The sequence below is a fragment of the Bifidobacterium simiiventris genome, from assembly GCF_019331715.1.
Taxonomy (GTDB): domain Bacteria; phylum Actinomycetota; class Actinomycetes; order Actinomycetales; family Bifidobacteriaceae; genus Bifidobacterium; species Bifidobacterium simiiventris.
The window spans coordinates 57,043-68,512 of the sequence record NZ_JAHBBG010000013.1; the positions used below are offsets into that span (position 1 = coordinate 57,043).

Here is an 11,470-nt window from a genome sequence, read left to right on the forward strand (position 1 = left end):
TATGGTCATTTGAGGCGAGATTTTGGATGGATAGTTACTATTTATATATAGTGCTTATATCAATTGCAAAAGGCTTTGGTCTGCAATCAAATAATATTATTTATATCGGTGTTTTTGCGATTGGATGTGTTCTAGTCTTTGCAAAAATGATCCATGAGACCTATACCACACGGCAACTATTGTGTATAGCATTGATTTTGGGAATTGGCGTTGCTGATTTTGCCATCGGAAGATCAACTGCCATCTTATTGACAGGGATCACAATTGTCGGGGCAAAAGGAGTATCTTTTAAAAAGATCGCAAAAATTGTACTTCTGGTGAGATCGATTACCTTTTTAATTATGGTGGCGTTATCCTCAGCGAATATTATTCCTAATAACAATATATCGTTTTATCGTGATAATGGGTTTATTGATCGGTATGCATTCGGTTTTACACATCCAAATGCCGCCCATATGTCGTTAGCTATAATTTTAGTTTTAGCATTTTATATTTATATTAAAAAAATAAATTTGATTTGGGTTTTCATCGGAGAAACGGCCAATTATATTTTATATAGATATACTGGATCTAGAACGGGTTTGCTTATAACTGCGGTGTGCCTCTTGATGTTTATTGTCTTGAAGAAGATACCGCGATTGGTTGGTTCGTTTAGGTTTCTCTTTAGATATTCCTTTTGGATAATGTTGTTTATCTCCATTGGAACTGCTCTGCTATATCCAAAGGTAGCGTTTATACAAAGAGTGGATTCTCTTTTGACCGGTAGAGTTTTGTATGCATATGAAATTTTACAGTATAGGATACCTCTAATTGGCAGTATAAAATACAATGAATATGTGAACTTTGACAATGGATATATTACTCTTCTATATGAAGGGGGTCTTTTTGCCTTCTTGTGGATTGCAATCTATATTTCGTTGCTAACTCGTTTTCTATATAATGAGAAAAGAACAGAAGACCTTCTTCTTATTTTCATTTTCAATGTCTATGCTTTGACTGAGAGCTTCTACCCTAGTGCAGTTGTGAATATCTCTCTTATTCTTATTGCGCAGATTATTTTTCGAAAGGATAGAATAAATGGGATTGGTCACCATATTTACGCCAACGTATAATCGTGTTCCGCTTCTTTCTAAACTCTATGAGTCACTATGCCAACAATCGGATAAGGATTTTGTTTGGTACATTGTTGATGATGGTTCCGACGATGATACTTCTCATTTTGTATCGCTTTGGAAAAAAACCGCGCCATTTCAAATTATTTACCGATACCAGATTAATTCAGGGAAACATATAGCTTATAATTTGGCACTTCAAGAATGTAACACGGAATGGTTCGTATGTATAGATAGTGATGATGTATTGCTCAACAATGGTGTTGCGCTAATGAAAGAATATGCTTCTAAGATTCATGGTGATTTGGCCGGAATTATTTTTCCAAGACAATTGAATGGTCATAGATCGTATTCTCTTAGTCGCATTATTGATGGACCAATTGATATTATGGATTTAAAATATAAATATAATTTCAATGGTGAAACATCTATTCTTTTTAAAACTCAAATTGCAAAACAATATTTATTCCCATATTTTCATGGTGAAAAGTTTATGAGTGAAGAAATTGTATATATTAATATGTCAAAGAAATATAAATTTTTATATATAAATTATCCACTCTGCTCGTATGAATATCATTCAGATGGTCTTACTAAAAATTTATATATAAATTGGGCTAATAATTATTATTCCACAAATTTACTCTTAAATATGAGGTATTTATATTTAAGTAAATATAAATTCTCTGTAAGGATTGAAAATAGGCTTAAGACGATAATTAATCATTCAGCAGTTTCTTTTAAGGCAAAAATAAATCCAATTGAGCACTCGCCTTCAAAACTGTTGACGATAGTTTTGTTTATTCCGTCGATTATTTTTTATTTTAGTAAGTATCATAGGTGATTGTTGTGGCTAAAGTCAGTGTCATAATTCCTTTTCATAATGCATCATTATATATAAAGCGATGTATTATTTCATTGAAGAATCAGGAATATACGGATTTTGAAGCTATTTTTGTTGATGACGGATCAACCGACGATTCGCTTCGGGTTTTTAATAAGTATAAGGACTCGAGGTTTGTCTGCTACTCAATTCCCTCACAAGGTGTTTCCGTAGCAAGAAATGAAGGACTCAGTCATGCGACCGGCGAATATATTGCCTTTATGGATTGTGATGATACCGTTGCAGTGGATTTCTTGTCTCGTTTTACTTATGCCATAGAAAGTTCCAATGCTGATATCGTAATTTCAAATTACGTTGAGGTATATAATAATGGAACAAAAAAAGAGATTCATCTTCCTTGGTCAAACGAGATTATTGATAGATCGGCAATCGAAAAAGAACTCATTCCCCGTATGATAGCTGATGAGGATGGAGTCTTAATCCGTGGACTTGTGTGGAGAACTTTTACCCGTAGATCATTTATATTTGATCAAGGTATTTGCTTTATAAAAGATATCAAAGTAGCCGAAGATTTATTATTTACTATACAATTGTATAATAGAGCTAATAGTATTTATGTTATCGATGATTGTATTTACGAGTATCATAAGAATATCGAATCTACTGTTAATTCGTACCGGAAAAATAATATCGAGGACAATCTGAGGTTTCATCAGAGTTTTATAAAGGTACTTAGGGATGAAGGATTGTATGAAGATAATTACACAAGATATTTGATTAATAGATTTAGTTTTTATTCTTATGCAATATCAAATGCAATCAGAAACCCTAAGCATTCGGAGATCAAGAAGGAACTGACAGAACTTCGAAAAGTGTTTGTAAATGATTCTTTTGACTATTCGCATTTGAACATAACATTCTCAAAGCGTATTATCTATTATCTTCTTAAAATGAATTTCTTGGATGTTTTAATGCTAATTTATAGAATGCATGAAATTATTAGAAGGAAAAAGTTGATTTGAACTATGTGTGTTGGATTAGTGGTTTAGTGTGTGAGGTATTATGAGTTTTATAAGACTGATTTGTGAAGACATTGCGGCTTATGATTCCAGACTTAATGTTGATTCTGTTACCCTTATTGATTTTTTTTATCGTTGGTTGAAAACTCCCGGGTTCCGGGTTACTACTAGGATGCGTTTATGCAGGTATCTTGAATCAAAACATTTTCTTGTATTTTTGTTTTATTTAGAGAGACTGTTATATAGAAGATGTCAAGTTAAATATGGAATCCAAATTGGATATAAACTTCAGGTGGGGGGGAGGATTTACTGTCCATCATTTTGGAGGTATTGTTATCGGAGAATCCTCGATAATTGGTGAGCGCTGTAATATTCGACAGAATATTACTATTGGCCATTCGCATGGGAAGTATCCTATCATTGGGAATGATGTTTTTATTGGAGCTGGCGCTATAATCCTCGGTGGAATAACCATTGGTGATGGATGTGTGATTGGTGCGGGTGCTGTGGTAACTCGATCTTTTCCCCCTAATAGTGTTATTGCCGGTGTGCCTGCTAAACTTTTAAAAATAAAAGAATAAGTTTTTTATAACCGATTTTACGGATTGGAGTTTTTATGATTAGATTGTGGATTCTCACCATTAACGATGAGGTTAATTACGGTAATAGACTTCAGAATTATGCTTTAACTGATCTGCTTCACTCCTATTCATCTTCCGTGAATACTATTAGCTATCAGATGATTGATGAAAACGTATTTGCTCATCAATGTAGGCTAATGCTTCGTCCGATAAAACGTACTATTAAGAGATTATCCGGAAGAAATGGAGCATTACAATATAGACAACTTGTTTCATTCAAAGAGTTTGCTGCTGAATTTAAGAAAAGCTCTATCTTGTCTTTGTCGATGAGAAAAGGGCTTTCACGTCCCGTTGATAATAATGATATATTTGTCATTGGGTCTGATCAAGTTTGGAACAACTCATTTGATTATGTCACTGATGACATGATTAAGATGAGACTCGGTTGTTGGTTTCCGGCGTACAGATTTATTTCGTACGCTGCAAGTTTTGGCATTGACCAAGTTAATCCTGCGTCTAAACCTATTTTTTCAAAGTATTTTCCTAGGTTCTCTTCAATTTCTGTGAGAGAAGATCGAGCTGTTGCCCTTGTGAAAGAGCTTTCTGGATGTGATGCCGACGTTGTTTTGGATCCAACATTGATGATGTCTGCAGATCGTTGGAAAAAGGTTATTTCTGATAACTTTGTACCTGTTGACGAGAAATTTGTGCTTACATATTTCCTTGGCAAGCCAACTTCCCGACAGGAGGAGGTGATTCAGCATTACGCAAATGAGCATGGCTGTAAAGTTCGTCGTTTGCTTGATTTTGATGATCCGGAAACTTTCATTGCTGGTCCTCGCGAATTTGTGGAGTTATTTTCGAAGGCGCAGTATGTTTTTACGGATTCCTACCATGCTTGCTGTTTCTCTATCATTTTTAATAAACAATTTAAGGTGTTTAATCGTGCTGGTTTCTCGGGCAAGGGTAATATGAATTCGCGTATGCAGACATTGTTCCGTCTGTTTGAGTTGGATGATCTTATGGACGATGACACCAAGCTCTCTTATATTGATTATGCGCATGTCAATCGGCTCCTCAAGAAGCATCGCAAGGAGTCCCGTGAATGGCTGGATAGCGCGATGTCCAAGGTTGGGGTCGTCGCGTCGCGCTGATCTGTCGGGATTACATAAGGCGCCTGAGAGGAGGATATATGGTTTCGCAGCGTAAGGCTGGCGCGGCGCTTGGCTACGTGAACGTGGTTGCAAAGAATCTTGTGAACCTGTTGTACGTGCCATTGCTCCTGCATTTCCTTGGCCAAGGTGATTATGGAGTGTTCCAGATGACGAACAGCGTGGTGTTCGCGCTGACTCTGTTGAGTGCTGGGTTTTATGGCAGTTATGTGCGGTTTTACATGAGGGAGCGGGCGCATGGTAGTGAACAGGGTGTCCGCCAATTAAACGGTATGTTTCTGCTCGTGTACATCGTCGTAGCCTGTCTGTGCATAATCGGCGGATTGCTGCTGATTGTGAACGTGCACAGTCTTTTCTCCGGTGGCTTGACTGCACGTGAAGTGGAGCTGGCTCGTCAGCTGTTGATGATTATGAGCGTGAATATTGCGGTGCAGCTGATGTCTACGCCGTTCGACTCGTATATCGTGGCGCACGAGCGGTTCACGTTCCAGCAGACCCGACAGTTGTTCACCACGTGCGCGATGCCGTTGCTTGCGGTCGCACTCCTGTACGCGGGCTTTGGGGCTGTGGGCGTAGCATGCGCGCAGCTTTCCATCAGCTCGATCCTGCTGTTGTTGAACATTCGGTATGCGGTGCGTACGTTGGGTATGCGTTTCACGTTCACCGGTTTGCAGTGGAGCCTGTTTAAGGCGATTGCCATATTCAGTTTTTGGATCTTCCTGAATCAGATCTTCGACCTCGTCAACAACAACGTGCCTAATTTCCTCTTGGGTGCTATGGCCAGTTCCAGCGCAGTCGCCACATTTGCGATCGCTGTGCAAATCAGGAACATTTTCTTCTCGATGAGTACCACCATGTCGAACGTGTTCGTACCACAAATCAACAAGATCGTTGCCGAACATGACGATAACGATCGACTCACAAAGCTCATGACTCGGGTCGGACGATACCAGATGATCCTGTTTTGGTTCATCTACGGCGGATTCGTGGTCGTCGGGCAAGCCTTCGTGAGGATTTGGGCCGGCCACGCTAACACGGATGCCTACTGGCTGAGCCTGATCATGACCCTGCCTGTTATGATCCCTCTAACACAGAATACCGGCATTGAGATCCAACGTGCAAAGAACCGGCACAAGGTACGTAGCATCATCTACATCTTCACGTCACTGATTGACATCGTCATCAGTGTGCTGTGCATCCCTGCATTCGGCTATTGGGCCACCGCATGGGGATATGTGGCAAGCATCTTACTTGGCACTGGCTTGTTCATGAACTGGTACTATCACTACCGAATTGGCTTGGACATGGCCTATTTCTGGAAGAACATGATGCCCACAATCATTACCAGTATTGCTGTGACCGTACTCTGCTGGATTGCTGCTCATATGGTCTCTTTGCCTGATTTGGCGAGCCTGCTCCTGTTTGGTGTCCTGTACTGTATCGTTTACGTGACGGCGGCGTGGCTATTCATCGCCAACGGCCATGAACGGGGCATAATACAGAATAAGCTTCATCGTTCATTGCGAAAGTAGCAAAAATGGCTGTGAAGAGTTCTCTTCACAGCCATAACTATTTATTTTTATCGGATGATTGTTGTGATCTGATCAGTTGAGTATCGGTGGGACATGCATACGTGTGCTTGCTCGGGATAGTGCCCCACAGCGATGTACATGATCGGTAGCTCGTAATCCGGTACGTGCAGGATTTCTCGGGTCTGTCGGTCTTGCTCCTTGTCAAACATGGCATTGAGTGGGCATGCGGCAAGTCCGATGTATTCGAGCGAGTACAGCAGTGACATGGAGAATAAACCACCGTCCACGAACGGTTCATTACGCTCGGCGTGGTTCATGAACGCCTGGACGTCCGATGTAATAAAAATCAAAGCGGGCGGGGTTGGATATCCTCGATAACCGCCTTGGATGTCAAGCAGTTTTTGGATGATCTTCGGATTGAGAATCTCGTACACGCGCGTGGCCTGACGATTACACACTGAAGGAGTTTTCATGGAGATACTCACGGCTTCGTGAAGCTCTTCTTCATTCACCGGTGCCAGATCGAACTCGCGGATCGCAAAACGGTGTTCGGAAAGCGATTTGAAATCACGCATCCGATTCTCGGCCTTCGTGGAACGATCAATGATCAATGCACCTGCCAAATTTGATTGGGCCTGTTCAATCTTCTCCCACAGAATGGTTGGGAACATGTCCTTCATATATGACAGATTGAAACCGATCGATTCATGCTTTTCAATGTACGCATGCAACGCCGAGAGAGCTTGACGGTAGACGAATCCAGTTGCCGCAGTTGGATCGGCTTGCTCAAGGCGGGGCAACAGAACTGACAAGCTCTTAATTACTCCCTTGCCGAACCCGGGGCGGAAATCGGCATGACTCAGTCCCTTTTCGATCTGATGAGTATGGAACAGAATCTGCGTCTCGATCTGGCCTCGACCACGAGAATCAGGACGAGACCAATAGCGAGAAAAACGACGACGCTGGCGATTTGTTTCGTATATAAGCTTAGATGATTCTTTCGCCGCATAGTATTTACGAAGAACAAGCTGAATGCTCTTGAGTATAGGTCCTGGCAATATTTTTTTGATAGCTTGCTTTGACATTGATCTCCTCTGTCCATACAGCTATACAGCTACTGATGTAGTCATACTACTGTGCTGTGGAGACTCTCTGTTGTGTTCCCGTTTGGTATCAAATTCTCGGTACCAAACAAATTATTCGGTTACACAGTGATGAGACGCTTCCATTACGGCGTTGATGCCGCTTAATGCCTGCACGTATCGATTCATTGCATCGGCCCGTTCATTATCGGAAAACAGAGTGACGGATCCGTTCTGTTCGATTTTCGCACCGAATTTGTGTGCGATCCGTTGCATCCTTCCGATCCTGGCATCGGTCAGCGTCACTCCATTCTGTCGAAACATTTCGAGGGTATAGCCATCATCGGTGAAGTTGATGGATACACCGTCTGATTCCGCATAGAAGCATAGATCGTCATTGGACTGATCAAGGAAGGGAAGTGTTATCTCTCGCCAATTTCCATGTGTCTGCAGGGAGGACTCATGTTTAAGCCATTCGCCATATTCTGCGATCAGAGTATCGGTGCCGACGGCGTTCATAGCATACTCCCTTGAAGTTGTGGCTTACGGATCACGTTGAACTTGTCCAACAACAGTATTGTATCGTTCGCGAATATATAAGCCTCTGTCGTCAGGCTATCCCTTCGTTATAGGGGGGCCAACAGGCAGAGGCTAAAAATTATTTTTCTACTATGAAAGCTTGACGATTCACCTTTCAGCGTGTCACATATCTGGTTGGTTATTGTTTGGCGATGCAGTTGGGTGTGACGTCGGCGATGACTTGGCCGTTGGTGACGGCGAGCGTGTCTCCGGTTCCCCAGTAGCCGTTGGGTTGTCCGTCCCACTTGCTGGTTCCGTCGGTGAAGACCACCTTGACCTTAGCGCCGCCGGTGTCCGCGATTTTGTAGGAGTACCAGCCATCACAGGCGGGTGTTAGGCTGACGTCCTTGACCATATCCCCGATTCTGTAGTACATTTTCGCTGTCTTCCACGAGGATGCCGGCTTGTAATACACCGTCATCGGCTGCTTCTCAACAGGCTTGGTGACGGTGAGCTTGACCGTGGCCTTCACGTTGCCGGATTCGGCGGTGATGGTGACGGTGCCGGTGGACTTGGCGGTCACCTCGCCGGTACCCATCACCGTCGCAACAGACGAATCAGACGAAGACCAGTACAGAGGGAGTGAGGAGGCTTCGCTGGGAGTAATGGTGGCTTTCAACGTGGTGCTTTCGCCTACGATGAGGTTCAGCTTGCCATTGGACAGCTTGCCGCCGGAGATGGTGATCTTTTCTACGGCCGGCTTTTCGGGCTCCGGATCGGGATCAGGCGTGGCTTTGCAGGGGACTACCGTACCGAGTTTGCCGTTTTCGACGACGATGGTGGAGCCGGAGGCTACATAGTTCTTGCCGCCGTTGTTGTCCCAGTTGCTGCCGTTGTCGGTGATGTCGAATTCGAGCTGCTGGCCGTCGGCGCGAATCGTGGCCTTGACCCAGCCGTCGCACGCCGCCTCGAACTTCACGCGGCCGTTCACGTCGGAATCCCACTTGCCGTTCACGCCGTCGCCCACCTTGTAATGCAGGTAGTAGCCGGCCCAGCCGTTCGTGGTCGGGTAGTACACGGTCGTCATCGCGGTGGTCGGAATCTCGCCGGTCAACGTGAGCTTCAACGCAGCGGATTTGCCGCCGGCGGTGGCTGCAATTGTCGTAGTACCGGCTTTCAGGCCAGTCACCACGCCGTCCGAGTTCACGGTCGCCACGGACTCGTCGCTCGACTTCCACGTCACCGTCTTGGCAGATGCGTTGCTCGGCGTGATGGTGGCGGTCAGCTGCGCGGACGTCGTCTTGGCCAGATCCATGCTGAGCGTGCCGTTCTTCACACCGTCGCCGGAGATCACGACCGACGTCACATCGATCTGCTTGGTCTTCGTGTACGAATACGTATGCGACACGGTCTTGCCGTTGTTGCCGATGCCCTTCACGGTCACCGTCACTTTGTTGCCGCCCTTGGTCTTGCTGCCGACCGTGACGATCTTGCCGTCGGTGAGCGTGCCGGAATCGCCTTCAGACGTGGTGTAGGTGGCGTTCTTCATGTTGAACGAACGCATGGTCACGTCGAGCGTGTCCTCGAACGCGCCGGTGTTCGGCATCGCCTCGGCTGACGAGATCTTCGTGTGCTTGACGGTCGGGTTGTAGAACACGGCGACCTGGTTGTTGGCGATGGAACCGGCCGTGATCTTGCCACCAGAGACAGTAATCGTAGAACCGGTCACCTCGTCGGTGTACGTGCCATTGTCGAGCTTGACTGACTGGCCGACCAGCGACGTGCCGCCATCCTCGTCCGCGGCGACCATCACGCCATCGTTTGCGGCATTGCCGTCGCTCACATACCGTTCGACCATGATGCAGCCGTCATTGCCGCAGTTGCTCAGATTGTCGTCCTGGCCTTCCATCTGGTTACGGAAGTGGTTCACGGCCACGACTTCCGGATCCTTCCACAGGTCGGAGCCGACGTCGCCAATATGCGACTTCTCGGAGAACCATTCCTGCGTGCCGCCGGACGCGTACGGACGGCTGAAGAACAGCGACATGCCGTTCTTGCGTGCGGTGATGACGGCCCAGCCGAGCTTGATCTGGTCATCGGTGAGCTTCTCGGACTGACGGTCGCAATAATTGTCGTGTGATTCGACCCATGTCACCATGTTCTCGGGATCGGTCTCGACCTGATAGTCGGTGAAGAAACGCGTGTTGAGACTATGGTCGTTGAGCGCGTTGCGGACCTCGTGGCCGTAGTTCGACGTGGTGATGCCACCGCCGCCGACCGAGGAATTCGCGAACATGGTCGCGTAGTCGCTTTCGCGCACGTTCGCGTCCTGCAGTACCTCGCCGTACTGGAACTGCGCGCCGTTCGGCAGAATCGTCTTCCAATACTGGGAGCCGCCGAACTCGTCGGTCAATTCGATGTGCTTGGCTGCGTCAAATCGGAAGCCGTCGGCGCCGTCGGCGACCGTGCGCTGGAGCAGTTCGTGCATCTTGTTCGCGACGGTCATGTTCTGCGTGTTCAGATCCCACAGACCGGAGAGCGTGTTCTGAGTGCAGTCCTCACGGTTGTTGTAGTCGCTGATGGCCTTCTGCGCGTGGAAGTACGCCTTGTTCTGCCATTCGGGGTCGATCGCGTCCCAATCGGAGGTGAAGTGGTTGGAAACGGAGTCGACGATGATGCGGAGGCCGTACTTGTGGGCCTCCTTGCACAGGGTCTTGAAGTCGTCTTCGGTGCCCATCACGTAGTTGCCGATGTTCATGCTGACCGGCTGGTACACGTAATACCAGTTGAGATACCAGCGACCCTTGCCAAGCTCGCGGTTGTCTTTGATCTCCACGATCGGTTCGGTCTGGATGGACGTGTAGCCGGCTTCGGCGATTTCGGGCAGATGCTCCTGAATGGTTTTGAACGACCACATGAACGCGTGAAGCGTGGCGCCGTTACGCATCTCCTTGGCGAGGCCGTACTGTTTGCGGGCGGCCTCGAAGGTGGCGTTGCCGACGGTGTCGGAGTAGCTGTCGCGGGTGGTGGCGGCTTCGGCGGTGCGGGTGGTGGTTACGGTGGCGGCGGTCAGGCCGGCGAACATGGTGGCGGTGACGGCCAGCCACGTGGCGGTTTTCTTGCTGATGCTGGTCAGCCAAGTTGGGTATTGCATATTAGTGTGTCGCCTTTGAAAGGATGTTGTGAATTTGGACTACCCCTCAGTCATGCTTCGCATGACAGCTCCCCTGACAAGGGGAGCCGAGGAAGTGATTGTAAATGGGCCGCTCTCGGAACTTGGGTTCTGGGAGCGGCCCGGGTTGGATGGTTTGTCATTTCGAGTGGAGCGAAGTGGAATCGGGGAATCTATGGAGCTGGGAGCGGTGAAAGATTTCTCCGTTCGCTTCGCTCAGTCGAAATGACAGTTGGTGGTTTATTGTTTGATGGCGCAGTTGGGGGTGACGTCGGCGATGACTTGGCCTTCGCTGACGGCGAGTGTGTCGCCGCTGCCCCAGTAGCCGTTGGATTGTCCGTTGGTGCTGCCGTTGTTGTCGGTGTGCTTGTTCGGCCCGTCGGTGAATACGAGCTTTACCTTCGTTCCGCCGGTGTCCTCGATCTTGTAGGTGTACC

10 protein-coding genes are annotated in these 11,470 nt (G+C 46.5%); 6 read left to right on the forward strand and 4 right to left on the reverse strand.

The genetic code is table 11. From position 1 onward, the window contains the following. The first annotated feature begins 26 nt into the window (after nt 1–26). The 6 genes from KIH76_RS10145 (at nt 27) to KIH76_RS10170 (ending at nt 6,260) form a co-directional block, all read left to right on the forward strand. Nucleotides 27–1,112, forward strand: coding sequence for a hypothetical protein (locus KIH76_RS10145; RefSeq protein WP_214373192.1), 1,086 nt, complete (start codon nt 27–29; stop codon nt 1,110–1,112). Beyond that, on the forward strand, nt 1,078–1,956 hold the full coding sequence (locus KIH76_RS10150) for a glycosyltransferase family 2 protein (RefSeq protein ID WP_214373193.1): 879 nt from the start codon (nt 1,078–1,080) through the stop codon (nt 1,954–1,956). The genes KIH76_RS10145 and KIH76_RS10150 overlap by 35 nt, the downstream gene beginning before the upstream one ends. A gap of 5 nt (nt 1,957–1,961) precedes the next feature. Then, nucleotides 1,962–2,978, forward strand: a complete 1,017-nt coding sequence (locus tag KIH76_RS10155; RefSeq protein ID WP_214373194.1) for a glycosyltransferase — start codon at nt 1,962–1,964, stop codon at nt 2,976–2,978. Nucleotides 2,979–3,238: 260 nt separating this feature from the next. After that, nucleotides 3,239–3,556 (forward strand): serine O-acetyltransferase, encoded by a 318-nt coding sequence (locus tag KIH76_RS10160; protein ID WP_214373195.1) that lies wholly within the window; start codon nt 3,239–3,241, stop codon nt 3,554–3,556. Nucleotides 3,557–3,591: 35 nt separating this feature from the next. Continuing rightward, on the forward strand, nt 3,592–4,710 hold the full coding sequence (locus KIH76_RS10165; RefSeq protein ID WP_214373196.1) for a polysaccharide pyruvyl transferase family protein: 1,119 nt from the start codon (nt 3,592–3,594) through the stop codon (nt 4,708–4,710). Between the two features lie 38 nt (nt 4,711–4,748). Next, complete coding sequence (locus KIH76_RS10170; protein ID WP_219070565.1) at nt 4,749–6,260, forward strand: oligosaccharide flippase family protein; 1,512 nt, start codon at nt 4,749–4,751, stop codon at nt 6,258–6,260. 47 nt (nt 6,261–6,307) lie between these two features. Here the strand turns inward: KIH76_RS10170 and KIH76_RS10175 are convergent, their stop codons facing one another. From KIH76_RS10175 to KIH76_RS10190, 4 genes are all read right to left on the reverse strand, one after another. Further along, complete coding sequence (locus KIH76_RS10175) at nt 6,308–7,345, reverse strand: nitroreductase family protein (RefSeq protein ID WP_219070566.1); 1,038 nt, start codon at nt 7,343–7,345, stop codon at nt 6,308–6,310. A 111-nt stretch (nt 7,346–7,456) separates the two neighbouring features. Next, nucleotides 7,457–7,861, reverse strand: coding sequence for a DUF1828 domain-containing protein (locus KIH76_RS10180; protein ID WP_219070567.1), 405 nt, complete (start codon nt 7,859–7,861; stop codon nt 7,457–7,459). A 199-nt stretch (nt 7,862–8,060) separates the two neighbouring features. Next, nucleotides 8,061–11,015, reverse strand: coding sequence for an Ig-like domain-containing protein (locus KIH76_RS10185; RefSeq protein WP_219070568.1), 2,955 nt, complete (start codon nt 11,013–11,015; stop codon nt 8,061–8,063). A gap of 258 nt (nt 11,016–11,273) precedes the next feature. Beyond that, a partial coding sequence (locus tag KIH76_RS10190) for a hypothetical protein (RefSeq protein WP_219070569.1) occupies nt 11,274–11,470 on the reverse strand: 197 nt, incomplete at its 5' end.

Excerpts from the sequence above, each read along its gene's own strand:
- KIH76_RS10145 (WP_214373192.1), top strand. The coding sequence starts at position 27 with ATGGATAGTTACTATTTATATATAGTGCTTATATCAATTGCAAAAGGC.
- KIH76_RS10150 (WP_214373193.1), top strand. The coding sequence starts at position 1,078 with ATGGGATTGGTCACCATATTTACGCCAACGTATAATCGTGTTCCGCTT.
- KIH76_RS10160 (WP_214373195.1), top strand. The coding sequence starts at position 3,239 with ATGGAATCCAAATTGGATATAAACTTCAGGTGGGGGGGAGGATTTACT.
- KIH76_RS10165 (WP_214373196.1), top strand. The coding sequence starts at position 3,592 with ATGATTAGATTGTGGATTCTCACCATTAACGATGAGGTTAATTACGGT.
- KIH76_RS10170 (WP_219070565.1), top strand. The coding sequence starts at position 4,749 with ATGGTTTCGCAGCGTAAGGCTGGCGCGGCGCTTGGCTACGTGAACGTG.
- KIH76_RS10175 (WP_219070566.1), bottom strand. The coding sequence starts at position 7,345 with ATGTCAAAGCAAGCTATCAAAAAAATATTGCCAGGACCTATACTCAAG.
- KIH76_RS10180 (WP_219070567.1), bottom strand. The coding sequence starts at position 7,861 with ATGAACGCCGTCGGCACCGATACTCTGATCGCAGAATATGGCGAATGG.
- KIH76_RS10185 (WP_219070568.1), bottom strand. The coding sequence starts at position 11,015 with ATGCAATACCCAACTTGGCTGACCAGCATCAGCAAGAAAACCGCCACG.